We start from the raw sequence: 25,328 nt of genomic DNA on the forward strand, positions 1-25,328 counted from the left end.
TGGTGCCTGATATTTCTGTCAGTAGATGGCCGCTCGCGCAGACCCGAATATAGGGCACCAGACGGAGAAATGGCCATGGCACATGTTCAACCAGCAGTCCCCGGAAGCCCCGATACGAGCTTTGGTGACAACGGCGAGCGCTCCCTACCGCAAATTGCGGACACCGATCGTTTCATCACTGATGTGGCAATACACGATGACACAATCACCGTGTGTGGCCTGACCGGGGACCACGAGCAGTCCCGCTATACCTTGCTTCGCTTCGATGATAAAGGTGATCTGGACCCGACGTTCGGCAACAAAGGGATAGTGTTCGGAACATTCGACCCGGTGGCCGAATCGGGCGCGGAAGCCATCGTCGTCGATGCCAACGCGAAGATATGGATGCTGGGATGGGTGAACAGCGCCGGCAAGCCCCACAGACTGGTGGTGGCACGTTTCGACGCGCAGGGCGCGCTGGACACCAGCTATGCCTCCCCCCACGGTTACCTTGCCCTGGATCAGGACAACAGCCTTCATCTGAAGCTGCATTCCACGTCACTCCAGCTGCGGGCCGGACACCTGCTCGCCAGTGCTACGCTGGAGTCGGATTGGCTGGCTACCCATGCTTGCGTCTATCGACTGGATCTTGCCGGCAATGCCGGTTTCCCGAGCGGTCAGTTCATCGAGATCACGCATCCTTCCGGGACGGTGCAGATCGCCAATGTCATTGCGCAGGAAAGTACATTTCTCGTTGCCGGAACCTTGCGCAACGGGCCTGAGACCCGAGGCTTCATCGCACGCTTCAGAAACGACGGCACACCCGACCCGTCCTTTGGCGACCGATACGGTTTCAAGCTGTATGAATCCCCGCTGTCGCGCTGGCTGCGCTGGTTGCCGCGCTGGCTCCGCTGGCTTGCTCCGCGTCGAAACGCCAACATCCGCTTCAACACGCTGATTCAACGCCCCGATGGCCACCTGATCGTCGCGGGGAACCTGCCCGGCGAGCGCCCCGAAGACACCAACGCCATGACTTGGCAATTCGATGCCGAAGGTGTGAGGGACGCGACCTATAACCACGGCAACCCGACGGTGCTGACCTTCAACACGCACACCGAAGACGAATGGGAAGCCGCAGCGCTGCACCAGGACGGCAAGCTGGTGGTGTTTGGCCTGGGCGGTCAGCGCATCTACCGTGCCCGCTATACAGTCCATGGCCGACTGGATACTGCCTTTGGCAACCAAGGTATCGCCTTCCAGGACTACCCCAAGGACAGAAAGATGATCGCCGTCGCAATGACGCCCGCCGCCACACTGATTGGCTTGAACAGCCAGCACGCATGGGGTTTCTCCGGTCTTCTGGCACGCTTTCGCAATTGACTGCGCGCCCATGAAAAAGCCCGACGCATCGGCGTCGGGCTTTTTCTTACCGCGACCTTCTCGGTCAGGCCTTACTCGGCCAGCTTGAAGGTGATGAAACTGGCACGGCCCTGACGCAGCACGCGCATCGACACCGAACGGTTCTTCGGCAGTTCCTTGGCGATTTCGGTGAAGTTCTTCGCCGAAAGGATGGCCTGGTTGTTCAAGTGGCTGATGACGTCACCGGGACGCAGGCCGATCATCGCGGCCGGACCATCCTGCACTTCCTTGATGACCACGCCGCCCTTGAGCTCCAGAGTCTTTTTCTGCTCTGCGGTCAGGTCGGCTACCGATACGCCCAGGCGGTTGCTGCTGCGCTCGACGCCGCCATTGGCACCGGTGGTCACGTCCTGATCTTCATCGGGCAGTGCACCGATGGTCACGTCCAGGTTCTGGCGCTTGCCGTTGCGGATGATCTCCAGCTTGGCCTTGGCGCCATCTTTCAGGCCACCGACCAGGTGCGGCAGGTCAGCCGACATGACGATCGGCTGACCGTTCATGCTCAGGATCACGTCGCCCACCTGCAGGCCGCCCTTGGCTGCCGGACCATCTTCCAGCACCTGGGCCACCAGCGCGCCGGCCGGTTTGTCCAGGCCGAAGGATTCGGCCAGGTCCTTGTTGACCTCCTGGATCACCACGCCCAGCCAGCCACGGCTGACCTTGCCGTCCTTTTTCAGCTGGTTGGAAACATCCAGTGCAACATCGATCGGGATAGCGAACGACAGGCCCATGAAGCCACCCGAGCGGGTGAAGATCTGCGAGTTGATGCCGACCACTTCGCCATTCATGTTGAACAGCGGGCCACCGGAGTTACCCGGGTTGATCGCAACGTCGGTCTGGATGAACGGCACGTAGGTGTCGTTGGGCAGGGTGCGGCCCTTGGCGCTGACGATACCTTTGGTCACCGAGTGATCGAAGCCGAACGGCGAACCGATGGCCAGTACCCACTCACCCACCTTGAGCTTTTCGGAGTCGCCCAGCTTGACCGTGGGCAGGTTCTTGCCATCGACCTTCAGCAATGCCACGTCGGTACGCGGGTCGGTGCCGACCAGCTTGGCCTGCAGTTCGCTGCGGTCGGACAGGCGCACGATGATTTCATCGGCATCGGCCACCACGTGGTTGTTGGTGAGGATGTAGCCGTCGGCCGAAATGATGAAGCCCGAACCCAGCGACTGGGCCTCGCGCTGACGATCGCCACGGGGTGAGCGCGGGGCTTGCGGCATGTTGCGCTCGAAGAACTCGCGGAACATCGGCGGCAGGCCTTCGAGGTCTGGCATCTGACCCGCAGCATACTTGCGATCAGGCAGCTTCTGCTTGGTACTGATGTTGACCACCGCCGGCGAGGCCTGCTCGACCAGGGTGGTGAAATCAGGCAGGGCTTCGGCCTGGGCGTTGAGCACCTGCCCGAGCATGAGCACGGCGGCGAACAGCGACAGATAGGATTTCAAGCGAGGTATTGACATACGGCTCCCGTCACAACGAGCGTGGTTAAGCAGTAGGGACCAGCCAACGCACAAAGCCCGGCAACATCCTCGAAAGGCTGCGACCAGGCTCGGTGGATCGGCATTGTTGATGCTGCAACAGCAGTAAAGGCCAGCCCCCGAAAGAACTGACCTATAGATAAATCTGGAGAATTTTGCAAATTCGAAGGCTTACGAATCATGTCAACGCCTTGGCGGCCCATCGATCATCAACGCATTACCTGTGGCTCGTCATTGGCTGGCGTGGGCGTCTTGGGCACGCATCGACAAGGCGACCCGCTCGGCAGTACCGATGGGGATCTCACCTACCACAGTGACCACCACATCCCCCTTGGGCGTGGTCAGCCGGCGCGAAACCGCGACCGTCGGGCCAAGCTGGGTACGGGCGTCGATGCCCGAATTGCCTGCAACCGGCTCCAGGAACACCGAGAAGCGTGCCAGGCCATCATCGTACATCAGGCTGCTGACGGTGCTCTTGTGCTCCGGATCCTTGCGTACCGCGCTGTTGACCAGCTCGAAGCCGGGTGGCAACCAGTCGGAACGCCATCCCGATGCGGCCTCGGCAACCTGCTGAGTGGCCTGGGCCACCGCCTTGCAGTTGCTGCTGGGCTGCAGTTGGGCATCGTCCGGCGCCTTGTCGGTCTCCAACCGGGTGAACTGGAAGCGCTCCAGCAGTTGCTCCTTGTCGTTGAGCAGCAACGACTTGAGGGGCAAACCCGACTGTCGATCCAGGTGCAGCTCGAAGGCATAACGATGCTGATCGCGCGGCCTGAGGGTGATGATCTCGACCTCGCGACCGGCCACCCGGGAGCGCCCTGCCACACTCAGGTCGTACCAGTTCATCAGCTTCAAGGGGTCCAGTACACGGGGCGAAGACTGCGCCGCATTGCCCACTCCGCGGGCCAGGGCGCCGCTCACGCACTGGGTACGTCCATCTACCCGCACAACCTCAAGGGCTGGGCCATCGAGTTGCAACAAGCGTTCACGAACCTTGCCCTCCTGCACCCGATGCCAGATGTCATGGGTGGAAAAGCTGCCGTTACGCTCGTAGACGAAAGTACCCTGATAACTCTGCTGCTGCTCGGCCTTGGCCAGACGGTTGAGCCAGTCTGCGGCATCAGTGGAGGAGTTGGCGGCCAGGGCCGGCACCGACAGACATCCTCCGAGCAAGAGCGGTAGTAGAGTTGGCGCGCGCATGATCCTCCTTACTCAGCGATTTTCCAGGCTGGCCGCACGGGCATAAGGCAGAGCACTTTCAGTCCCTTCCACGGCGGCTTCCTGAGCATGCTGGCGCAGGTAGCCCGGCAGACGTTCGTCCTGCCAGCCGCTTTGACCTTGCAGCACGCCATTTGCCATTGGGCCGGTCGGCTGTTCGGCACTCTCGGTGTAGCCTGCCAGTACTGCCGGGCCTTGCACCTGAGGTACAGTCACGCCTTGCTGCACAGGCTGCTGGGCAGCCAGTTGGGCACCGCTGATGTCGTCCTGGTTGTACAGGCGCACACCTGCCAGTACTGCAACGGTCACCGAAGCTGCAACAGCCAGACGACCCAGGCTGCGCCATGGACCACGGGCAACCTTGAACGGCGTGGCTTCGTAAGCCAGTGCGGCACTGACCGCGGCGGCGATATCCAGTTTTGGCAGCAGCAGTTCCTTGTGCATCGCTGCTCGGGCAACCTGGTAACGCGACCAGGTGGCACGGGTTTCATTGTCGTCGACGGCATTCAATACCCGACGCAACTCCAGTTCGTCCGCTTCGTTATCCATCACCGCGGACAGCGATTCCTGCAAAGCTTCACGACTCATGGCGGTTCCTCTCTTGGCTGTCGCCGCTGTCTCAGGTTTCCTGCAACAACGGCTGCAGGGCTTTATCTATGGCCTCCCGAGCGCGGAAAATTCGAGAGCGCACGGTACCCACCGGACACTGCATGACGCTCGCAATGTCCTCGTAACTCAGACCATCGAATTCACGTAAAGTTAACGCCGTACGCAAATCTTCTGGCAGCTGCTGGATGGTTCGGTGGACGGTGCCCTCGATTTCATCTCGTAACAGCGCGCGCTCTGGTGACTCGAGATCCTTGAGGCCATGATCGCCATCGTAAAATTCCGCATCCTCGGAACTGACATCACTGTCTGGCGGCCGTCGACCGCGGGATACCAGATAGTTTTTCGCCGTGTTGATCGCAATGCGGTACAGCCAGGTATAAAACGCACTGTCGCCACGGAAATTGCCAAGCGCACGGTAAGCCTTGATGAACGCTTCCTGTGCCACATCCTGGGCTTCATGGGTGTCGTGCACAAAACGCACGATCAACCCGAGAATCTTGTGCTGATACTTCAGCACCAACAGATCAAACGCTCGCCTGTCGCCACGCTGCACGCGCTCGACAAGCTGCTGATCCTCTTCCTGGGTTAGCATGAACACTCCTCGGTGGACCTGGAGGAGTGCTGCAGCGGCCATCGTTCAGGCTTGCAACCATAGACTCGGGCTTTTCGCAAAAGTTCTCCCCTCCAAGCAAGTTTCCTGCGGCCCTTGAACGGCTCGCACGAAAAACGCAGCACGGTCACGGCCGGCTGCGTCAATATTCTGGTCTCGTGTACGCAGGCAGAGCCGATATCAGCCCCAGGCCTCCCGTCGCCGCCGCGTCCTGGCATGCAGGCAACCTTCTATGGATAGGCAGGGTTCCAGGAAAGTTCCCACATGCAAGCATCAGGTCGCACCGCACGTCATGGAAATCAGGCCCTCGAGGCTGTTATAAAGGCAACCCAGCCCGTTTCACGATAGTTTCACAATGCCATAAACACCTGACTATTGTGCCGATACCCCCGTCCTTATACTAGTGGTCGCCTCGCTCGGATATCCCTGACATGAGCCAACAATTCCAACATGACGTTCTGGTGATCGGCAGCGGTGCCGCCGGCCTGAGCCTGGCCCTGAACCTGCCGGCGCACCTGCGCATCGCCGTACTGAGCAAAGGCGAGCTGGCCAACGGCTCGACCTTCTGGGCACAGGGCGGTGTTGCCGCCGTGCTCGACGACACCGACACGGTACAGTCCCACGTGGAGGATACGCTCAATGCCGGCGGCGGGCTGTGTCATGAAGACGCGGTGCGCTATACGGTCGAGCACAGTCGCGAGGCGATCCAGTGGCTGATCGACCAGGGCGTGCCGTTTACCCGTGACGAACAGGCCGGCGTCGATGAACGCGGCTTCGAGTTCCACCTGACCCGCGAGGGCGGCCACAGCCACCGGCGCATCATCCACGCGGCCGACGCCACTGGCGCGGCGATTTTCACCACGTTGCTGGAGCAGGCCCGCCAGCGCCCGAACATCGAGCTTCTGGAACAGCGCGTGGCGGTCGACCTGATCACCGAACGGCGCCTGGGCCAGGCCGGCGAGCGCTGCCTGGGAGCCTATGTGCTCAACCGTGCCAGCGGCGAGGTCGACACCTTTGGCGCCCGCTTCACCGCGCTGGCCACCGGCGGGGCGGCCAAGGTCTACCTCTATACCAGCAACCCGGACGGCGCCTGCGGCGACGGGATCGCCATGGCCTGGCGCGCCGGCTGCCGGGTGGCGAACCTGGAGTTCAACCAGTTCCACCCCACCTGCCTGTACCACCCGCAGGCCAAGAGCTTCCTGATCACAGAAGCACTGCGCGGTGAAGGCGCCCTGCTCAAGCTGCCCAACGGCGAGCGCTTCATGCCGCGCTTCGACCCGCGCGCCGAACTCGCCCCGCGCGACATCGTGGCCCGCGCCATCGACCATGAGATGAAGCGCCTGGGCGTCGACTGCGTGTACCTGGACATCAGCCACAAGCCTGCGGAGTTCGTCAAAAGCCACTTCCCGACCGTGTACGAACGCTGCCTCACCTTCGGTATCGACATCACCACCCAGCCGATCCCGGTGGTACCGGCGGCGCACTACACCTGTGGCGGCGTGATGGTCGACGACCACGGCCAGACCGACGTACCGGGGCTCTATGCCATTGGCGAAACCAGCTTCACCGGCCTGCACGGTGCCAACCGCATGGCCAGCAACTCGCTGCTCGAATGTTTCGTCTACGGCCGCTCGGCGGCAGCCGACATCCTCGCCAGGCTCGACAGCGTGGCCATGCCCCAGGCCCTGCCCTGCTGGGATGCCAGCCAGGTCACCGATTCGGACGAAGATGTGATCATTGCGCACAACTGGGACGAGCTGCGCCGGTTCATGTGGGACTACGTCGGCATCGTGCGCACCAGCAAGCGCCTGCAGCGCGCCCAGCACCGGGTACGTCTGCTGCTGGACGAAATCGACGAGTTCTACAGCAACTACAAGGTCAGCCGCGACCTGATCGAGCTGAGGAACCTTGCCCAGGTAGCGGAGCTGATGATCCGCTCGGCCATGCAGCGCAAGGAAAGCCGGGGCCTGCACTACACCCTGGACTACCCGGACATGCTGCCCGAAGCTCTGGACACTATTCTACGGCCGCCCACCTACGCCGACTGAACTTCAACCGCAAGCGCAGGCGCCGGTGCAGCACCGGTTCCAGCGCATCGGGGGCGATGCACTGGCTCTGGCTGAACAGCCGCCCCGGCCGGCGATAACGCAGCACTACCAGGGCGGGCAAGGCGAGGCTGTCGCGGCGCAGTTGCACCTGCTGCCAGCCCGTGGCCGCGCTGAACAGGTGCCAGCCAGAAGGATCACGGCGCAGGCCGGTGACGGCACGCGGGTGGGTAAGCAGGATATGCCGGGGCACGACCCAGGCTGCGTGTGCCAGGCAAAGCGCCAGGCCAAGCAGGGTCATGTATAGCGAAATGGCCAGCAGGCACAGCGCGATCAGCGCCAGCAACTGGCATGCGAGGTAGGCCGCCAGCAGGACCCGCGAGCCCTGCCAGCGACACTCGAAGCGGTCACTTGGGCTGGACACGGTCCAGGATCATGCGCACCATGCGCTGCAGCTCAGGGTCGTCGGACTCGCTGCGTTCCATGAACCAGCCGAACATGTCCTGGTCTTCACAGGTCAGCAGCCGGACATAGAGCGCGCGGTCGACGTCGTTCAAGGTGCTGTAGACCTCCTGGGTAAACGGCACCAGCAGCACGTCCAGCTCCAGCATGCCGCGGCGGCTATGCCAGAAGAGCCGGTTGAGTTCAGATTGTTCGACGACCATGGAGCCCTCCTCAAATTGGCCGCCAGTATACAGGCCGAGCCTGTGAACGGCACAAGGCGTTGGTCTAGGTCGGCTACCTATTTTGCCGACAGCACTCTATGATGACCCCCAGTCCTGATTACCTGCGAAGACCCATGGCCGACTCCGCTTTTTTCTGCCCCCTGTCCCACGAGGGCGTCCTCGCCGTCCGCGGCTCTGACGCCGGCAAGTTTCTGCAAGGTCAACTGACCTGCAACATCAATTACCTCGACGAGCACACCTCCAGCCTCGGCGCGCGCTGCATGGTCAAGGGGCGCATGCAGTCGAGCTTTCGCATCGTGCCCCACGCCGACGGCTTCGTGCTGGCAATGACCCACGAACTGCTCGAGCCGCAACTGGCCGACCTGAAGAAGTACGCCGTGTTCTCCAAGGCCAGGCTCACCGACGAGAGCAGTGCCTGGGCGCGCTTCGGCCTGCAGCATGGCGACAAGGCGTTGCAGGCGCTGGGCATCGAGCCGCCGACGCAAGATGGCGCCATCAGCCGGCACGACCCCCTGTTCGCAATTGCCGTATCGCCGGGCCGCACCGAACTGTGGGTACCGGCCGAACAGGCCGCAGCCGTACGCGAGCAACTGGCCGAGCACCTCGACGAAGGCCCGCTGGACGCCTGGCTGCTGGGGCAGATCCGCGCCGGTATCGGCCAGGTGATGGCCCAGACCCGCGAACTGTTCATCCCGCAGATGATCAACCTGCAGGCCGTGGGTGGCGTCAGCTTCAAGAAGGGTTGCTATACCGGGCAGGAAATCGTCGCGCGCATGCAGTACCTGGGCAAACTCAAGCGTCGCCTGTATCGCCTGGCCCTGGCCGAGGGTACTGCTCCGCCCCCTGGCACCGAGGTGTTCTCCCCTACCCATGCCTCATCGGTGGGTGAGGTGGTGCTGGCCGCCACGAGCGCGCAGGGCAGCGAGCTGCTGGCGGTGCTGACTGCCGATGCGGTAGCAGACGACAACCTGCACCTGGGCAGCCCCGAGGGCCCGCGCCTGGAACTGCTGAGCCTGCCTTACGAACTGGACCGCGATCGCGAAATCCAGCGCTGAGCCCACCTGCCCCGCCGCGTGTGGCGGTGGGGCCCCTGAATGCGCTAGAGAATCCACGATGAACACGCTGGCCCAGATCGTTGAAGCACAATTGCTCAGCGCCATCGACAACGATGACCTGGTGCTGCCGACCTTGCCGGAAGTGGCCCTGAGCATCCGCGAAGCGGCTGAAGACAGCGAGATCAGCGTCAGCACCCTGAGCAAGGTGATCGGCCGCGACGCCGCGTTGTCGGCACGCCTGATCAAGGTGGTCAACAGCCCCTTGCTGCGTGCGGCCACCGAAGTCACCGACCTGCAGACCGCCATCACCCGCATGGGTATCAACTACAGCTGCAACCTGGCCATCGGCCTGGTGATCGAGCAGATCTTCCATGCGCGCTCACCGGTGGTCGAACAGAAAATGCGTGAAATATGGGCCAAGAGCCTGGAAGTGGCCGGCATCAGCTATGAGCTGTGCCTGCGCTTCACCCAGCTCAAGCCCGACCAGGGCGCCCTCGCCGGGCTGGTCCACCAGATCGGCGCATTGCCGATCCTGACCTATGCCGAAGAACACAACGAACTGCTCTCCGACCCGGTCTGCCTGAACCATGTGATCGACCTGATCCACCCGGTACTGGGCGACAAGATCCTCAGCGTGTGGGAATTTCCCGAGCAACTGGCCGGGCTGCCGAGCCTGTCGCAGAACCTGGAGCGCAGCACCGACAAGCTCGACTATGTCGACATCGTGCAGATCGCGCGCACCCTCAGCGATGGCAACGAACATGCCCTGGCGCGCCTGCCGGCGATGCGTCACCTGAAGCTGCCACCCAACAGCCACCTGCAGGTCAGCGAGCTGATCGGCGCCAAGCACATGTTTCGCGCCTGATCAGTCGCCCGGGTTGAAGCTGACCCGAACCTTGAGCCCGCCGCGCTCGCCATCGTGCAGGCTGATCTGCGCCAGGTGTGCGCGGCAGATCTCACCGACGATGGCCAGCCCCAGGCCGGTGCCCTGCGCACTGCGCCGATAGAAGCGTTCGAATACCCGCTCGCGCTCCTGCGGGGGAATCCCCGGCCCGTCGTCCTCCACCTCCAGCACCGCCGGGGCCGTCACCCGCAGAATCACGTTGCCATTGGCCGGGGTGTGCGCCAGGGCGTTGTCCACCAGGTTGCTCAGCAATTCGTTGAGCAGCGTCGGCTCGCCGCGTATCCACACCGGCGCCTGTGCTTCCAGTGCCAATGCCACACCCCGTGCATGCGCCAGCGGCGCCATGGCCATGCCCAGCTCGCGGGCCAGCTGGCTGAGGTCGAGCAACTGTGCACCACCCTCGGCAATGGCGCGCGCACCGTTCTCCACCCGTGCCAGCGACAGCAGCTGGTTGGCCAGGTGGGTCAGCTTGTCGGTGCCCTGGGCCGCCAGTTCGAGCGTGGTGCGCCATTCCTGCGGGTCCTTGGCGCGCAGGCCCAGTTCCACCCGCGCCTTGAGCGCCGCCAGGGGGGTGCGCAACTCGTGCGCGGCGTCGGCGATGAACTGCGCCTGGCGCTCGAACTGGCCCCGCAGGCGCTCGGTGAAGTGATTCAGTGCACGCACCAGCGGCCCCAGTTCGCGCTGAACCTGAACCACCGGCAGGGCGCGCAGGTCGTCGGGCTGGCGTTCTTCCACGGCGCTGCGCAGGCGCTCCAGCGGGCGCAATGCGGCGCTGACCGCAAACCACACCAGCAGCAACGCCCCCATCGCCAGCATGCCCAGGCGCAGCAGGGTATCGGCCATCAGGCTGCGGGCCATGCTCACGCGCGCCTCTTCGGTTTCGGCCACGCGGATCTCCGCCATGCCGTTCATGTTCGGCTCGCTCACCGCCTTGAGCAGGCTGACTACCCGCACGTCCTGGCCCAGGTAGCGCGCATCGTAGAAGCGCGCCAGGGCCGGATAGTCATCGGTACGCGGGGTATCGGGCGGCGGTGCGGGCAGGTTTTCGTAGCCGGAAATCAGGCGTTGATGGATGTCGTTGACCTGGTAGTAGATCCGCCCCGCGCTGTCGTAGGCAAAGGTGTCCAATGCCACGTAGGGCACATCGGCGCTGAGGGTGCCGTCGCGTTGCGAGAGCCCTGCGGCGATGGTGCGCGCCGAGGCCAGCAGGGTACGGTCATAGGCGGTGTCGGCGGCCTCGCGACCGTTCCAGTAGGCACTCAGCCCGCTGGCCACCATCAGCACCACCAGCAGCAGGGCGAGGTTCCACAGCAGGCGCCCGCGCAGGCTGCCGGCGTCACGCATCACGGTGCTCGAGCAGATAGCCCAGCCCACGGAAGGTGACGATCGCCACGGCATGACCGTCGAGCTTCTTGCGCAGGCGGTGCACGTAGATCTCGATGGCGTCGGGGCTGGCCTCCTCGTCCAGGCCGAACACCTGCGCCGCCAGTTGCTCCTTGCTCATCACCCTGCCGGGGCGGGCGATCAGCGCCTCGAGCACGGCCTGTTCGCGGGAGGTCAGGGCCAACAGCTCGCCCCCCAGGGTGAAGCGCCGGGTATCCAGGTCGTAGACCAGCGGGCCGCAGGTCTGCTGGCGCTCGCCACCGAGCACGCTGCGGCGCAGCAGGGCCTTGACTCGCGCCTCCAGCTCGGTCAGTTCGAACGGCTTGGCCAGGTAGTCGTCAGCCCCCAGGTTCAGGCCGTGCACCCGGTCCTTGACGTCGCTGCGGGCGGTCAGCATCAGCACCGGCACGGTCTTGCCGCGGGCCCGCAGGCGCGCCAGCACCTCGAAGCCGTCCATGCGCGGCAGGCCCACATCGAGCACCGCCACGGCATATTCCTCGCTGGCAAGGGCCAGGTCGGCAGCAACCCCATCGTGCAGCACATCCACCGTCAGGCCGGTGCTCTTGAGGGCCTGGGCCACGCTCTCAGCCAGTTGCAGATGGTCTTCGACGAGCAGTACACGCATCGATTTCTCCTGGTCGTGTCGCGTTCAATGGCGCGGAGTTTACAGCGCGGCGGGCGCCTGTGAAGCCATCGAAACATTGAAAGGCCACTGAAAGGTTAGCGAAAGGTTGAGCCCCTAGCATCGCCTGACGGCCCGTTGTACAGGCCGTAGATCGAACCGAAGCGTTCGACCCGAATAAGAACAATAACGGAGTCACCCCACGATGCTGTCCACCCAGCCTCAGGCGCCTGCGCCTGCCCGTCGCCTGCACCCTCGTCCCTCTGCCATCGCCAGTGCCCTCGCCTTTGTCGGCGTCGCCCCGCTGAGCCAGGCCGCGTTCGTCGAAGACAGCACCGCCACCTTCGAAACACGCACCATGTACTTCAACCGCGATTTCCACAACGAGCCCAGCACCACACAATCCAAGCGCGAGGAATGGGCCCAGGGCTTCATGCTCAACCTGGAATCGGGCTACACCGAAGGCACCGTCGGCTTCGGCGTCGACGCCCTGGGCATGCTCGGGGTCAAGCTCGACTCCGGCAAGGGCCGCACCGGCACCGGCCTGCTGCCAACCCATGACAACGGGCGCGCCGCCGACGAGTACTCCAAGCTCGGCCTGACCGGCAAGGTCAAGGTGTCGGCCACCGAGCTGAAGGTCGGTACGCTGATCCCGCAAACGCCCACCCTGCGCCCCAACGACGGGCGTATCCTGCCGCAGACGTTCGAGGGCGGGCTGCTGACCTCCCAGGAAATCAGGCACCTGACCTTCACCGGTGGCCGCCTTGAAAAGGTCAAGGACCGCAACGACACCAACAAGGAAGACATCGCCCTCAACAACAAGAACGGTCGCTTCCTGGGCACGGCCGAAGGCAAGCATTTCGACATGGCCGGAGTGGACTACAAGCTCACCGACCGCATCACCGGCAGCTATCACTTCGCCCAGCTCGACGACGTGTACCGCCAGCACTTCGTCGGCCTGCTCGCGACCCAGCCGTTCGGCCCGGGCACCTTCGGCGCCGATGTGCGTGTGGCGTTCAGCGGCGACCAGGGCCAGGCCCGCGGCGGCAGGATCGACAACACCGCCTTCGGCAGCCTGTTCAGCTATGCCCTCGGCGGCCACAAGCTGAGCACCGGCTACCAGCACCTGTCGGGCGACAGCGCCTTCCCCTACGTCGATGGCGCCGACCCCTACCTGGTCAACTTCGTGCAGATCAACGACTTCGCCCAGGCCGACGAGCGCTCCTGGCAAGTGCGCTACGACTACGACTTCGCCAAGCTCGGCGTACCCGGCCTGAGCTTCATGAGCCGCTACCTCAGTGGCGACAACGTCAGCCGCGCCGGCGGTGGCGAAGGCAAGGAGTGGGAGCGCAATACCGAATTCAAGTACGTGGTACAGAGCGGCGCCCTGAAGAACGTCGCCGTGCGCCTGCGTAACGCCACCTTCCGTTCCAACTTCTCCCGCGACGCCGACGAAGTGCGGCTGCTGGTGAGCTACAGCGTGGCGCTTTGGTAATCCGCCCATAACAACAATGTTCACGGAGACTGACGATGACTTTTTCACTGCGCAAGATCGCCCTGGCCACCGGCTGCCTGCTGCTGGCCGGCAACGTGCTGGCCGCCGAACCCAAACGCCCCGAGTGCATTGCCCCGGCCTCGCCCGGCGGCGGCTTTGACCTGACCTGCAAGCTGGTGCAGAGCGCGCTGCTCAACGAGAAGATCCTGAGCAAGCCGATGCGCGTCACCTACATGCCCGGCGGAGTCGGCGCGGTGGCCTACAACGCGGTGGTGGCCCAGCGCCCGGCCGACGCCGGCACGCTGGTGGCGTGGTCCAGCGGTTCGCTGCTGAACCTGGCCCAGGGCAAGTTCGGCCGCTTCGACGAGAACGCAGTGCGCTGGCTGGCAGCGGTAGGCACCAGCTACGGCGCCATCGCGGTGAAAAAGGACTCGCCCTACAAGACCCTCGATGACCTGGTGGCGGCACTGAAAAAAGACCCTGGCAAGGTGGTGATCGGCTCGGGCGGCACCGTTGGCAGCCAGGACTGGATGCAGACCGCACTGATTGCCAAGGCCGCCGGCATCAACCCGCGCGACCTGCGCTATGTGGCACTGGAAGGCGGTGGCGAGATTGCCACCGCATTGCTGGGCGGGCACATCCAGGTGGGCAGCACGGACATCTCCGACTCGATGCCGCACATCCAGAGCGGCGACATGCGCCTGCTGGCGGTGTTCTCCCCCGAACGCCTGGACGAGCCCGAGATGAAGGACATCCCTACCGCCAAGGAACAGGGCTACGACATCGTCTGGCCAGTGGTACGCGGGTTCTACCTGGGGCCGAAGGTGAGCGACGAGGACTACGCCTGGTGGAAGGCATCGTTCGACACGCTGCTGGCCTCGGATGAATTCGACAAGCTGCGTGACCAGCGCGAGCTGTTCCCGTTCGCCATGACCGGTGAAGCGCTGGACGTGTATGTGAAGCAGCAGGTAGCGGACTACAAGGCACTGGCCCAGGAATTCGGACTGATCCAGTAACCCATCGCTTCACCTGTAGGAGCCGGCCTTGCCGGTGAATCACCGCGGTCCCGCCAGGTCGGTGGCGCGTCATTCGCCGGCAAGGCCGGCTCCTACGGGTGCAGGTTTGCCCTTCGAGGATTCCCCCATGATCCTGCAACGACTTTTCGCCCTGACCCTGCTGGCCGCCTGCGCCGCACTGGCCGTCATGGCCTGGCCCTACCAGGCCGCCTTCTCCTACGAACCGGTCGGCCCGCGCGCCTATCCGTTGCTGATGCTCGGCCTGATGGCCATCGCTCTGCTCTACCTGGCGATCCGTCCCACGCCCATCGTGCGCAAGGACGACGAACCAGAGCTGGACCGCGCCAGCCTGATCAAGATCGGCCTGTGCACCGGCCTGCTGCTGGTGTTCGCCGCCACCTTCGAATCCCTGGGCTTCATTCTCAGCAGCACGCTGATCGGCATCCCCATGGCGCGCCTGTACGGAGGACGCTGGCTGCCCAGTGCGGTCATCGTCGGATTGATGAGCATCGCCCTGTACCTGCTGTTCGACCGTGCCATGGATGTGCCCCTGCCCCTGGGCCTGCTCGACGTTCTGGAGAATTGACATGGATACTTTCAGCTACCTCGGCCAGGGCTTCGGCGTCGCCCTGAGCCCCTACAACCTGGTGACTGCACTGTGCGGCACCCTGATCGGTACGGTGGTCGGCCTGCTGCCGGGCCTGGGCCCGATCAACGGCGTGGCGCTGCTGATCCCCATCGCGTTCGCCCTGGGCCTGCCGCCGGAATCGGCGCTGATCCTGCTGGCCGCGGTGTACCTGGGCTGCGAATACGGCGGGCGCATCAGCTCGATCCTGCTCAATATCCCCGGTGAAGCCTCCACCGTGATGACCACCCTGGACGGCTACCCCATGGCTCGCCAGGGCCTGGCCGGGGTGGCGCTGTCGCTGTCGGCCTGGAGCTCGTTCATCGGTGCGTTCATCGCCACCTGCGGCATGGTGCTGTTCGCCCCGCTGCTGGCCAAGTGGGCGATCGCCTTCGGTCCGGCGGAGTATTTCGTGCTGATGGTGTTCGCCATCGTGGCACTGGGCGGCATGGCCGGCGACAAGCCGCTCAAGACCTTCATCGCCGCCCTGATCGGGCTGTTCCTTTCGGCCGTGGGCATCGACGCCAACAGCGGTGTGTACCGCTTCACCGGCGACAGCATCCACCTCACCGACGGCATCCAGTTCGTGGTGCTGGTGCTGGGCCTGTTCTCCATCAGCGAGATCCTGTTGCTGCTGGAAAAGACCCACCACGGGCACAAGGCCGTGGAAGCCACCGGACGCATGCTGTTCAACCTCAAGGAAGCCGCCTCGGTGTTCGTGGTGAACATCCGCTGCGGCCTGCTCGGCTTCTTCATGGGCGTGCTGCCCGGGGCCGGTGCGACCCTGGCCAGTGCCGTGGCGTACATGACCGAAAAACGCCTGGCCGGTGCCAGCGGCACCTTCGGCAAGGGTGACAAGCGCGGCCTGGCCGCTCCGGAAACCGCCATCGGCGCCTCCTGCTGCGGCGCCCTGGTGCCGATGCTGACCCTGGGCGTACCGGGCTCGGGTACCACGGCGGTGATGATCGGTGCCTTGAGCCTGTACAACATCACCCCCGGCCCGCTGCTGTTCGAACAGCAACCGGATATCGTCTGGGGCCTGATCGCCTCGCTGTTCATCGCCAACATCATGCTGGTGATCCTCAACATCCCCATGGTGCGCCTGTTCACCCGCATCCTGTCGGTGCCCAACTGGGCGCTGGTGCCGGTGATCGCGATCATCACCGCGATCGGCGTGTATGCGGTGCATGCCACCACCTTCGACCTGTTCCTGATGATCGGCATCGGCATCTTCGGCTACATCCTGCGCAAGCTGGACTTCCCGCTGTCGCCGCTGCTGCTGGGCTTCATTCTCGGCGGGCTGATGGAGCAGAACCTGCGCCGGGCGCTGTCGATCTCCAACGGTGAACTGGAGATTCTGTGGGCCAGCCCGATCAGCCTGGGGGTGTGGGCGATGGTCGCGTTGATGCTGACCCTGCCGTTGCTGCGTATCTGGCGCCGCCGCAGCGCCCAGCGTCGTGCCCTGGCCGATGTCTGAATCCACCTTGCGCACCTGGTGGGCCACTCCACTGGTCGGCCTGGCCGGCGGGTACCTCGCCAGCCTGGTCGGCTGGCCGCTGCCATGGATGGTCGGCTCGCTGCTGGCGGTGATTCTGGTGCGCTGCCTGACGCCCTGGCAGATCGGTGAAATACCCAACGGGCGCAAGTGCGGCCAGTGGGTCATCGGCGTCGGCATCGGCCTGCACTTCACCCCCCAGGTGGTCGAACAGGTGGCCAGCCATTTCGGCTTGATCTTCTTCGGCGCGCTGATCACCAGCGTATCCAGCCTGATCGGCGTATGGCTGTTGCTGCGCACCGGTGAAGACCGGGCCACGGCGTTCTTTTCCAGCATGCCGGGCGGCTCGGGCGAGATGGTCAACCTGGGTGCACGCAACGGCGCAGTGCTCAGCCGCGTCGCCGCCGGGCAGAGCCTGCGGGTACTGGCGGTCGTGCTGTGCGTGCCCGCAGCGTTCAAGTTCCTGCTCGGCGACGGCGTACCGTTGAGCCATGCCGGTACGGTGGATGGTTACTGGCTGGCGTTGATCGCGCCGCTCGGGGTGCTGGCCGCACTGCTCTGGCAGCGCCTGCGCCAGCCCAACCCGTGGCTGTTCGGCCCGCTGCTGGTGGCCTCGAGCATCAGCATCGGCGCCAACCTGCACACCGGCCTGCCCGACGGCGCCAGCCAGCTCGGCCAGTGGCTGATCGGCAGCGGCCTGGGCTGTCACTTCAACCGCGCGTTCTTTCGTCGCGCGCCGTCGTTTCTGGGCCGTACCCTGGTCGCCACGGCGCTGACCATGCTGCTGGCGGGCCTCGCGGCCTGGGCCTTGAGCGCGTTGACGGCGCTGGACCTGCGCTCGCTGACCCTGGGCATGATGCCCGGCGGTATCGCCGAAATGAGCCTGACCGCCGAAACCCTGCAACTGTCGGTACCGCTGGTGACCGCGCTGCAGGTGATGCGCCTGCTGTTCGTGCTGTTTCTGGCCGAGCCGTTGTTCCGGCACTGGGCGGGCGAACGAACATCCGCCAACCCCTGAAACGAGAAAAGGAAGCCGAGGCTTCCTTTTCTTTTCTACTGCTCGCCTGATCAGAAGCGATAGCTTGCGCCGAGGCTGAAGCTGTACGGCATCTCGATGTTCTTGCCGTTCATGTAGCCAGCCTCGCCGTACACCTGGAAGTCCTTGGCGACGGTCCAGGCAACCCCTGCGCCCAGCTCGGCGCGCGAACCGGACAGGTCGTTGTTGAACACGTTGTTGTTCACCTGCACCTGGTTGCGCTGTGCGAACTCATGGGCAAACGCGGCCTTCACATAGGGCTGGATCATGCTGTCGCCGCCCAGCGAGATGGTCTTGCCGAGCGTGGTACCGACCTTGCCCAGCAGCGAGCGGCTGACATCGCCATTGGCGTCGAAGCCGTTGTCCAGGGTGAAGTCCTTGCCGGCCACCGCCGCAGCGGCCACCTGGGCGAAGGGTTCGATGAAGTAGCCATCGTCGAGCTTGATATGCTTGCCGACTTCGACCGAGGCGCTCATGCCGTGGGTGTCGTAGTCGCCCTTGGTGCGGGTGCCATCGCTCAGGCCGACCTTGGCGTCATTCTGGTAGCGGTTGTACTTGAGCACGCTGTCGACGTAATAGCCGCTCTCAGGGTCCATCCAGGTGGCGTAGCCGCCCACATAGTAGCTGTCGATGCTGCCCGAACTGCCGTAGCTCAGGTTCAGGTCCGAGCGGCTGTGGCCGGCCAGCAGGCCCAGGGTCCAGTTGCTTTCGCCCAGTTGCGCATCGGCCCCGAAGGTCAGCCCGCGCTGGTTCTGCTGGTACCCTACGCCCGACGAGGCGTCGGCAATGTTGTGCTGGTTGCCGTAGGCACGCATCCACACCCCGGCGTTCTTGCCCTGGTTGTAACGCAGTTCCCCCATGCGGCTGCGCAGCGAGGTCATTTCGCCGTAGGCGATGGTGATCGGGGTGTTGAACAGGGCCATGACCGTGCGGGTCATCGGGCTGATGGTGCGGGTTTCCCTGTCCAGGTACCAATCCTGGCCGTCCTTCACCAGCTTGTAGGAGTAGGCACCCAAGTCTACTTCCTGGCGATCGTTGAGCAGGCTGAACTGCGCATCGCCCGAGCCCGTATGAACCAGCTGCAGGCGTTCCACGCTGGCGGGGTCGGTACCGCTGGTGCCGACCATCAGCCCATGGGTGCCGCTGGCGTTGCCGGTGACGTTCAGGAAATCGGTGGCGCCGCTGGCGAAGTTGGACGCCATGTAGAACTCGCCATTGCCCGACAGGCTCTGCACATTCAGTTCATAGAACGAGTTTTCGTCGCCGAAGGTGATGCGGCCCCCGGTCATGGCCAGGTCGCCGATGGTGTTGTTGGCGTTCAGGGTCCAGTTGGAGTTGCTGTTGATGTTTACCTGCTGCACACCGTTCAAGTTGCCGGTGAGTTGCGAGCGGTTGTCAAGCGCCAACGACGCGTTGGCACCAGGTGTAACAACTACATCCCCCACCAGAGACGCCTGATCAAGTTTCAGGTTAGCGGTGGCGGTATCAGCAATTTGCACATTGCCGCGCAACGAAGAAGCTGCCACGTTCAGGTTGGCCGTGGCAGGGCCCTGGACCTCAAGAATGACGCCGTTACCACCGTTCAAGGTCGAACCATTTCTAACATTGATTTCAGCGACCGTATCAGTGCGCACCAGAACTGCAGGGCCCGTACCGCCAGTGGCACTGGAGTTATCCAAGGTGAGTGTCGGCGCTTGCGAATTGATGGCTGACTCGCGCCCGATGCGAACTCCGGCCGCTGTACCGTTGAATTGCGTACCGGAAGTAGCGGTGACAGTGCCGCCAAGGATCGCTAGGCCGATGCCGTCGGCATTGCTGCCAGTGACCGTGGTCCCGCTGATGTTCAATGTGCTCCTGGCGGACACCTGGGCCCCCAGCCTAGCGCCGGTAATAGTGCTGTTGCTGACAGTGGCGGTGGACGGTGCGGCCCCTACCCGTGCTATGGCCATCCCGACAGCGCCCGTTGAGGAAACAACTGCCCCATTCACGGTCGCGTTGCTGCCAAACAGGTGCAAGCCGTTGGAACTGCCGCCCGAGATAGTGCCGCCATTGAGCTGCACGGTCGACGCGGTAACACGAATGGACAACGTGGAAGCATCCTGGGTAGTCAGCACTGCACCATTGACGAGATCATAAGTATCCGGTGCATCTGCAGCGGTAAGTGTCAGCGTCTGGTTATCAACTAGAATGGCCAATGCCTGCTCACTTGCAAGCGCCCATGGCAATAGCATCAACATATTCATAAATACAAATAGCGGCTTTTTTGCGCTTGTTTTATCGATTGTAGTTCGCATGCATGGACCCCTTGAAAAATAATCAGTTGAATTGAGGCGACTGCCTCGACTCGTAACTTCAAAGGTACATAGCCTAGGGGTATTGAATAGTGAGATATGTAGGAAATTTCCTAGGTAGCTTGCATTTAATTCCTCACCAACGCAGCGTGCTGGGGTTTCCCCCAGCACGCGACTGTCAGCTCTGAGGCAGACACAAACCGCCACCTGGCTTACGCAGGGCATAACGCACGGCCGATGCCTGAGAGCTACCCGGAATATTACCGGCCTTTACGATCCGCCAACTGGCGCGGAACGACCCCAATTCATAGTACTTGCCAGGCTGGTCAGCGATTTCGAAGTAAGACTTGAGCAGTGGCAACACACGCTCGATTCGATTTGAAGTAGCCTCTTGATCACTGACAACCACCGGTATTTCCCGCGTCCTGTCAGTGACAACTATTGAACCGGCCTTATCGCTGCACACGCTGAGTGTAATAAATACAAGATCATCTTTGGATAACACTCCCGCACGCTCTGCGATCGCCAACCTGATACCGTCTGGCAAAGGACGAGGACGTTCACAATTCAATATACCCAAAGCGGTCACTGGCGTTGTACCCGGTACATCGCTGCTACCGCCAATGCGATCCGGGAATGTCACTTTTGCAGTTACCGTCACGGTGGCAATACTGACCTCTACGCTGCCATCGACCGCCTGTTGCGGGTTGCCGGTGGTTTCGGTTTCCTGGATTTCGTAACCGATCGCGATGGTGCCATTGCCCAGGCTCTCGACGAAATTCCAGGGAATCGGGATAGAGATGACAGTCCCCGGTGTTTCGCCTGCGGCGATGGTGTGTGTAACTGCATTGTCTTTTCGACCATAGAACAACCGGACGAACTCACCCACTTTCGCATTCTCGTACACGGTAAAGAGCAGAACCGCACCTGAGCCGACATCCGCTGGGCGAATAAAACCAGGTTGTTTCGAACTGTTGCCTTGAGCGCGAACCGGTACCAGCGTGGCGTTGATCGGTCCAGGCCCGACAGGGTCGGGGCCTATGGTGGTCAAGTCAACCGCCACCTCGGTGTCGGGCGATGTCCAGGTGTTCTTGCCACGAATGACGTCATACCATACCCGTACCGCTGGGTCTTTCACCTGGTCATTGGGCAAAGCAATCTCATCCCAGTTAAAGGTGACCCGATCATTCGGCCAGATAATGACTTTTACAGTGTCCTCATCACGGTAATACACCCGAATTTCATCGCCTGCCTGAGCGTTTTTAAAAGCCGGCACGATAGCTTCCACGCCAGTGCGGGCGTCCTCCCGACTAATCGGTGCAGCGGGTACCAGCGGCTTCAGCAGGTCCTCGGGTTCGGGGGTCAGACGCACCGTCAGGTGAACCGGGATGGAAAAGTCCGAGCGATTCCCAGCCCGGTCCTCAAGCTTGTACTGGAGCACCGAAACACCTTCGCCAATCGCTTTGATAGTGTCCTCATCGAGTTCGATGTCGAAGCCATCGTCCTCTGCCTCTGGGGGAACGTCGCCACTGCGAACAGGTACCGGGTTACCAGCGATGTACAACTGATATTTGTCGCCCGGGTAATAATCAAAATAAGGAGGAACATGAAGCGTCAATGTACCGCTGTGCTCAGCAAGGTATTTCAGGGTAACGACGCCATCAGTCACGTCGGCAGGGTACTCGATTGGCGCGGGGTTATCGTTCAACGCGGGGTCCAGCAAATCCAGTGTCAGCAGTTGAATTTCAGATTCTTCTTTGTTGCCCGTCTCATTACTATACACCGAGTAACCAATCAATTTGATACCATCCCCGCCCACTTTCAAACTGTTGAAAGGGATGACAAAACGACCAGGAAGATCGGTGGCAGCAACAGGCACTTCAAACTTGTAGGTATACTGCACACCGTCTTCTACGCCGTTGACAACCGGAACACCATTTACATGCAGAGTTACATAATCGAAACTGCCATCATCCCCCCCCGAAGGCACCCACAATGGAATCTCCAACATTAGCCCCGACTTGAACTGGTCTCGGTGAAAAAGATTGACCTTACCATCATCTGCAGCAGGCAATACATTATCCATCACAAAATCTTCAACTGCATTCACCCCGCCGACGCTCATCACCCCGAACCCCGTGGGCGCCTTGGCGGCTTTAAGTTCATTACTGTGCGTAACAACTGCTTGAAGACCCTCTTCCAATGCAGTTTTATTATCCTGATCACGCTTGGCCCGGTACTCTGCAATCGCGGGATTTTTTGCCTTGGCGGCTTCACCGGTATTTGCCTTTTCTAAAATAGTCATCTTGACTCTCCATTTCAGGTAGATTTGCTAAACACACAACAGGCACGTGACGTTTCCTCAATCAGCCTGTGCGCCGCTGATTGCTTCATACGTTCGATACTTGCTAATGCCGCTACCACGTTCCTACGTCAGGTGCGAAGTACCTGGCCGATTTAACCGCGGCTAAACGTTGCTACCATCACATACCGAGCCATTCGGAAGTTGTAGCGATATGAAAGTCATCTCCCGATCGGATTCACCACCCTGTCCATCCGCTCTGGCCACTCTGTAATTCACTACTGCAACCCCCTCGACATCCTTGCCATCTGCCTCATTGGCACGCTTAAGGGGTTGCAGGACCAAATCGGCAAAGCGTGTCATCGTAAACATAAAGCCGTTATTAACCTGCGCCGGGGTAGACAGCTTGATGGGATCGAAATAAACAACATCAGTCAGTGATCCCGTGGGGGGCGTTGATGAAGCCCCCTCAAGAGTGCGAAACAGTTGCCAGGACACTTCGACGTTGTCCCCTACGCCCCACAATCCAGGGTTGCCTGGCACGCTGATACGTATACCGTTCCAGGGTTTTTTCTGGCAGTTGATCCACCCCCAGAGCGTGACATCAGGAAATTTTACCGGTTTGAAGCCAACGATTGGCTGGACAGCAACCCGCACATGCGTATCACGGGCACGATGGCGGTTGACGCCATTGAACGTCCAGTAGAACACCGCAATCGCGGGCCCATCTCCCGCAGCCAGCACTGCGGCATAGGGCACGGGGGAAAACCTGACGACGCTGCCTGCGGTATCGCCTGCCTTCACGGTGTAGGTAGCGACCACGTCGGCGTTATTACCCCAATACAATTCAAGTATTTCGCCTGGCTCAGGCACTGCATACAGCGTCACCTCGACAGTGACTGGCAGGTTCATGTCCTGGCGGGTCAGGATGTTGTCACCTGTTCTGCCTTTCACCACTACCGGCTTTAGCAATCGGTGAATAGGATCGGGGCCTTCAGGGTCGGGGCCTGCGACACTCAGGTCTATCTCGAATGCAACTGTTGAGGAGGTTGAGGTGATTTCCCGAGTCAGCGTGTAGTACACCTTGCAAGCAGTGCGCCCCGAAAAGCCATCGGCGGCCAGGATTTCCCACGCCACAGGCAACCTAACGGGCCAGGTGGCGGTGGACGGTACGGTGTAAGGTGCCAATGTGCGTCCATTCCAATAGGCTTGCAGGGTGTCCCCAGTACGCGCGTCTACGATACGTGGAATATGCACCTGCACACCGCGACGGGCGTCCTCAAGGTCGACCAAACCATCTTCAGCCAGCGGCACCTGAGGCGCAGGCAGCACAATTGGCTGCGCCACATTCACGGTCAGGGGCAAGGACAAGGAGATGGCTCCCCGATTGCTAGCGCGATCCATCAGCCAGTAGTAGAGCACTCGCGAACCGTTGGCTTTCCTGCGAACATCGTCGCCCCTGATCGTCAACTCGACAAAGCCCTGATCCTTGTGCGACTGCTGGATCTGCAGCCTCGCCAGGGGGTCGAACAGGGGGCCTTTCGACGGTTCAAGGAAGACTTCGATCACATCCTCCAACCGCACGTCCGGCCACAGCTCGACCCTGACGATAACCCTGTCGTTGTTGCGTACCAGGTAAGCTTGATCGATGGTGCGCGTGTTTTCATTCAATGCGGGGGGATTACCGGCTTGGCCGTTGTTGGGGGCGGTCTTGTCAAGAAACACTGCGGCGGGCTGGGAGGTCTCCGGGTTGAGTACCTCTGTGATCCATACCCGGTAGGAAACGTAGAAGATTCCTTGAGTGCGCAGGTAGGGCTCAGGTATAGCCGCATCCAGCGGAAAAAGGTCTGCGGGATCGGCCGTCATTGGCACTTCCCAGCTTCCAACCACTACACCGTTTTCAGCCCCACTCGATACGGCGCTGCCCCATATCAGATCAAAATGCAGTATTGCGCCATCAAAATAGTCTTGTTCGTAACCTGGCCAGGCACTCTCGATGAGAACTGCCAGCGGCCGGGTCTGATTGGCCAGTGGAATTGTATACACCCCTGCCTCGTCGGCCAGCAGAGGCAGTGCAGCAGGAACCCGCAATGTAGGCAGAATCAAAATACCGATCGATTGGCCGCTGCGGCCTGACCCCATCATGCTCAGTTTGGTCATCTGCGTATTCCTCGGGCCTGGTGGTCAAAACCATTTCAGGGCGCTGCTCGACTCTCACCTCTCACAGCCATGGCGCAAATGTAATGGCGGAATACGCTTCGCGAAACTGACAGAAATACCAGGTAGGTGCGCTTACAACGCCGGTAGCGCCCACTCCACCGGCGCCAGCCCGTGCTGTTCCAGAAACTTGTTGGCCCGGCTGAAATGCCCGCAGCCGATGAAGCCACGGTAGGCCGACAACGGTGAAGGATGCACCGACTTGAGCACCAGATGCTTGGTACCGTCGATCAGCACAGACTTGCTCTGGGCATGCTTGCCCCACAACAGGAACACGGTGGCGGGCTGGCGCTCACTGACCAGCTGGATGATGCGGTCGGTGAACGACTCCCAGCCTTTTTTGGCATGCGACGCGGCAATCGAGCGCTCCACGGTCATGGTGGTATTGAGCAGCAGCACGCCCTGTTCGGCCCAGCTCTGCAGGTAGCCGTGGTTCGGGATCGGGATGTTCAGGTCGCGCTGCAACTCCTTGTAGATGTTCACCAGCGACGGCGGCGCGGGCACCCCAGGCTGCACCGAGAAGCACAGGCCGTGTGCCTGGCCCGGGCCGTGGTAGGGGTCCTGCCCCAGAATCACCACTTTGACCTGGTCCAGCGGTGTGGAGTTGAGCGCATTGAAGATCAGCGGCCCCGGGGGATAGATCTCCTTGCCGGCCGCATATTCCTGACGCAGGAACTCACGCAGTTGCTGCATGTAGGGCTGTTCGAATTCGCCGCGCAGAGCGTCTTTCCAGCTCGGTTCGAGTTTGATGCGGTCATCGTTGGTCATGGGCACTCCCGTAGGCAATGGGGGCGGACACTAGGAAAGCTGCCAGCGCTTGTCAATCGATCCGACCGGCGACCG

21 protein-coding genes are annotated in these 25,328 nt (G+C 62.1%); 9 read left to right on the forward strand and 12 right to left on the reverse strand.

Features of this window, described 5'->3' with window-relative positions:
• The first annotated feature begins 75 nt into the window (after window positions 1-75).
• The gene (locus tag N0B28_RS20625; RefSeq protein ID WP_196933238.1) at window positions 76-1,359 is read left to right on the forward strand and encodes a hypothetical protein; all 1,284 of its coding nucleotides are present in this window, start codon (window positions 76-78) and stop codon (window positions 1,357-1,359) included.
• A gap of 71 nt (window positions 1,360-1,430) precedes the next feature.
• Here the strand turns inward: N0B28_RS20625 and N0B28_RS20630 are convergent, their stop codons facing one another.
• The 4 genes from N0B28_RS20630 to rpoE all read right to left on the reverse strand — a co-directional run bounded on the left by N0B28_RS20630 (window position 1,431) and on the right by rpoE (window position 5,295).
• Window positions 1,431-2,861 carry a DegQ family serine endoprotease gene (locus N0B28_RS20630; protein WP_043862030.1) on the reverse strand — a complete coding sequence of 477 codons (1,431 nt, stop codon included), beginning with the start codon at window positions 2,859-2,861 and terminating at the stop codon, window positions 1,431-1,433.
• Window positions 2,862-3,110: 249 nt separating this feature from the next.
• Complete coding sequence (locus N0B28_RS20635) at window positions 3,111-4,076, reverse strand: MucB/RseB C-terminal domain-containing protein (RefSeq protein WP_100633577.1); 966 nt, start codon at window positions 4,074-4,076, stop codon at window positions 3,111-3,113.
• A gap of 12 nt (window positions 4,077-4,088) precedes the next feature.
• Window positions 4,089-4,682: an RseA family anti-sigma factor gene (locus tag N0B28_RS20640; protein WP_275728436.1), complete on the reverse strand. Its 594-nt coding sequence runs from the start codon at window positions 4,680-4,682 to the stop codon at window positions 4,089-4,091.
• Window positions 4,683-4,713: 31 nt separating this feature from the next.
• A complete protein-coding gene (gene rpoE / locus N0B28_RS20645; protein WP_010220971.1) occupies window positions 4,714-5,295 on the reverse strand; it encodes an RNA polymerase sigma factor RpoE in 582 nt (193 codons plus the stop codon).
• Window positions 5,296-5,744: 449 nt separating this feature from the next.
• Between rpoE and nadB the strand changes: the two genes are divergently transcribed.
• The gene (nadB, locus tag N0B28_RS20650; RefSeq protein WP_054914774.1) at window positions 5,745-7,361 is read left to right on the forward strand and encodes an L-aspartate oxidase; all 1,617 of its coding nucleotides are present in this window, start codon (window positions 5,745-5,747) and stop codon (window positions 7,359-7,361) included.
• Here nadB and N0B28_RS20655 read toward each other — a convergent pair.
• On the reverse strand, window positions 7,330-7,782 hold the full coding sequence (locus tag N0B28_RS20655; protein WP_058540941.1) for a protein YgfX: 453 nt from the start codon (window positions 7,780-7,782) through the stop codon (window positions 7,330-7,332). The genes nadB and N0B28_RS20655 overlap by 32 nt on opposite strands.
• Window positions 7,766-8,023, reverse strand: coding sequence for a succinate dehydrogenase assembly factor 2 (locus tag N0B28_RS20660; protein ID WP_043862035.1), 258 nt, complete (start codon window positions 8,021-8,023; stop codon window positions 7,766-7,768). The genes N0B28_RS20655 and N0B28_RS20660 overlap by 17 nt, the downstream gene beginning before the upstream one ends.
• A gap of 134 nt (window positions 8,024-8,157) precedes the next feature.
• Here N0B28_RS20660 and N0B28_RS20665 point away from each other — a divergent pair, with 134 nt between their 5' ends.
• Window positions 8,158-9,099, forward strand: a complete 942-nt coding sequence (locus N0B28_RS20665) for a folate-binding protein YgfZ (RefSeq protein ID WP_254996570.1) — start codon at window positions 8,158-8,160, stop codon at window positions 9,097-9,099.
• A 58-nt stretch (window positions 9,100-9,157) separates the two neighbouring features.
• Window positions 9,158-9,964, forward strand: coding sequence for an HDOD domain-containing protein (locus N0B28_RS20670; RefSeq protein WP_054914777.1), 807 nt, complete (start codon window positions 9,158-9,160; stop codon window positions 9,962-9,964).
• On the opposite strand, the gene N0B28_RS20675 is transcribed toward N0B28_RS20670, so the two are convergent.
• Entirely contained in the window at window positions 9,965-11,347 is a 1,383-nt protein-coding gene (locus N0B28_RS20675; RefSeq protein WP_043860097.1) for a sensor histidine kinase, read from the reverse strand.
• Complete coding sequence (locus N0B28_RS20680; RefSeq protein WP_043860096.1) at window positions 11,340-12,011, reverse strand: response regulator; 672 nt, start codon at window positions 12,009-12,011, stop codon at window positions 11,340-11,342. The genes N0B28_RS20675 and N0B28_RS20680 overlap by 8 nt, the downstream gene beginning before the upstream one ends.
• A gap of 202 nt (window positions 12,012-12,213) precedes the next feature.
• Between N0B28_RS20680 and N0B28_RS20685 the strand changes: the two genes are divergently transcribed.
• From N0B28_RS20685 to N0B28_RS20705, 5 genes are all read left to right on the forward strand, one after another.
• Window positions 12,214-13,503, forward strand: a complete 1,290-nt coding sequence (locus N0B28_RS20685; protein ID WP_078480610.1) for an OprD family porin — start codon at window positions 12,214-12,216, stop codon at window positions 13,501-13,503.
• Window positions 13,504-13,538: 35 nt separating this feature from the next.
• On the forward strand, window positions 13,539-14,519 hold the full coding sequence (locus N0B28_RS20690) for a tripartite tricarboxylate transporter substrate binding protein (protein ID WP_043860094.1): 981 nt from the start codon (window positions 13,539-13,541) through the stop codon (window positions 14,517-14,519).
• A gap of 127 nt (window positions 14,520-14,646) precedes the next feature.
• A complete protein-coding gene (locus N0B28_RS20695) occupies window positions 14,647-15,105 on the forward strand; it encodes a tripartite tricarboxylate transporter TctB family protein (protein WP_043860093.1) in 459 nt (152 codons plus the stop codon).
• A 1-nt stretch (window position 15,106) separates the two neighbouring features.
• Entirely contained in the window at window positions 15,107-16,621 is a 1,515-nt protein-coding gene (locus tag N0B28_RS20700) for a tripartite tricarboxylate transporter permease (RefSeq protein WP_043860092.1), read from the forward strand.
• On the forward strand, window positions 16,614-17,657 hold the full coding sequence (locus tag N0B28_RS20705) for an AbrB family transcriptional regulator (protein ID WP_078480612.1): 1,044 nt from the start codon (window positions 16,614-16,616) through the stop codon (window positions 17,655-17,657). The genes N0B28_RS20700 and N0B28_RS20705 overlap by 8 nt, the downstream gene beginning before the upstream one ends.
• A gap of 50 nt (window positions 17,658-17,707) precedes the next feature.
• Here the strand turns inward: N0B28_RS20705 and N0B28_RS20710 are convergent, their stop codons facing one another.
• From N0B28_RS20710 to ung, 4 genes are all read right to left on the reverse strand, one after another.
• Window positions 17,708-19,081, reverse strand: a complete 1,374-nt coding sequence (locus tag N0B28_RS20710) for an autotransporter outer membrane beta-barrel domain-containing protein (RefSeq protein ID WP_058540937.1) — start codon at window positions 19,079-19,081, stop codon at window positions 17,708-17,710.
• Window positions 19,082-20,144: 1,063 nt separating this feature from the next.
• Window positions 20,145-22,271, reverse strand: a complete 2,127-nt coding sequence (locus N0B28_RS20715; protein ID WP_058540935.1) for a hypothetical protein — start codon at window positions 22,269-22,271, stop codon at window positions 20,145-20,147.
• A gap of 162 nt (window positions 22,272-22,433) precedes the next feature.
• Window positions 22,434-24,428 carry a hypothetical protein gene (locus N0B28_RS20720; protein WP_100633574.1) on the reverse strand — a complete coding sequence of 665 codons (1,995 nt, stop codon included), beginning with the start codon at window positions 24,426-24,428 and terminating at the stop codon, window positions 22,434-22,436.
• A gap of 132 nt (window positions 24,429-24,560) precedes the next feature.
• Complete coding sequence (gene ung / locus N0B28_RS20725; RefSeq protein ID WP_058540933.1) at window positions 24,561-25,253, reverse strand: uracil-DNA glycosylase; 693 nt, start codon at window positions 25,251-25,253, stop codon at window positions 24,561-24,563.
• Window positions 25,254-25,328 lie beyond the last annotated feature (75 nt).

This window comes from Pseudomonas sp. SD17-1 (assembly GCF_029201585.1).
In the GTDB taxonomy this organism is placed as follows: domain Bacteria; phylum Pseudomonadota; class Gammaproteobacteria; order Pseudomonadales; family Pseudomonadaceae; genus Aquipseudomonas; species Aquipseudomonas palmensis.

Bases quoted from the DNA above. Each gene is read 5' to 3' on its own strand.
- N0B28_RS20625 (WP_196933238.1), top strand. From the start codon at position 76: ATGGCACATGTTCAACCAGCAGTCCCCGGAAGCCCCGATACGAGCTTT.
- nadB (WP_054914774.1), top strand. From the start codon at position 5,745: ATGAGCCAACAATTCCAACATGACGTTCTGGTGATCGGCAGCGGTGCC.
- N0B28_RS20700 (WP_043860092.1), top strand. From the start codon at position 15,107: ATGGATACTTTCAGCTACCTCGGCCAGGGCTTCGGCGTCGCCCTGAGC.
- N0B28_RS20715 (WP_058540935.1), bottom strand. From the start codon at position 22,271: ATGACTATTTTAGAAAAGGCAAATACCGGTGAAGCCGCCAAGGCAAAA.
- N0B28_RS20660 (WP_043862035.1), bottom strand. From the start codon at position 8,023: ATGGTCGTCGAACAATCTGAACTCAACCGGCTCTTCTGGCATAGCCGC.
- N0B28_RS20675 (WP_043860097.1), bottom strand. From the start codon at position 11,347: ATGCGTGACGCCGGCAGCCTGCGCGGGCGCCTGCTGTGGAACCTCGCC.
- N0B28_RS20720 (WP_100633574.1), bottom strand. From the start codon at position 24,428: ATGACCAAACTGAGCATGATGGGGTCAGGCCGCAGCGGCCAATCGATC.
- N0B28_RS20670 (WP_054914777.1), top strand. From the start codon at position 9,158: ATGAACACGCTGGCCCAGATCGTTGAAGCACAATTGCTCAGCGCCATC.
- N0B28_RS20705 (WP_078480612.1), top strand. From the start codon at position 16,614: ATGTCTGAATCCACCTTGCGCACCTGGTGGGCCACTCCACTGGTCGGC.
- N0B28_RS20665 (WP_254996570.1), top strand. From the start codon at position 8,158: ATGGCCGACTCCGCTTTTTTCTGCCCCCTGTCCCACGAGGGCGTCCTC.
- N0B28_RS20680 (WP_043860096.1), bottom strand. From the start codon at position 12,011: ATGCGTGTACTGCTCGTCGAAGACCATCTGCAACTGGCTGAGAGCGTG.
- N0B28_RS20690 (WP_043860094.1), top strand. From the start codon at position 13,539: ATGACTTTTTCACTGCGCAAGATCGCCCTGGCCACCGGCTGCCTGCTG.
- ung (WP_058540933.1), bottom strand. From the start codon at position 25,253: ATGACCAACGATGACCGCATCAAACTCGAACCGAGCTGGAAAGACGCT.
- N0B28_RS20630 (WP_043862030.1), bottom strand. From the start codon at position 2,861: ATGTCAATACCTCGCTTGAAATCCTATCTGTCGCTGTTCGCCGCCGTG.
- N0B28_RS20685 (WP_078480610.1), top strand. From the start codon at position 12,214: ATGCTGTCCACCCAGCCTCAGGCGCCTGCGCCTGCCCGTCGCCTGCAC.
- rpoE (WP_010220971.1), bottom strand. From the start codon at position 5,295: ATGCTAACCCAGGAAGAGGATCAGCAGCTTGTCGAGCGCGTGCAGCGT.
- N0B28_RS20635 (WP_100633577.1), bottom strand. From the start codon at position 4,076: ATGCGCGCGCCAACTCTACTACCGCTCTTGCTCGGAGGATGTCTGTCG.
- N0B28_RS20695 (WP_043860093.1), top strand. From the start codon at position 14,647: ATGATCCTGCAACGACTTTTCGCCCTGACCCTGCTGGCCGCCTGCGCC.
- N0B28_RS20640 (WP_275728436.1), bottom strand. From the start codon at position 4,682: ATGAGTCGTGAAGCTTTGCAGGAATCGCTGTCCGCGGTGATGGATAAC.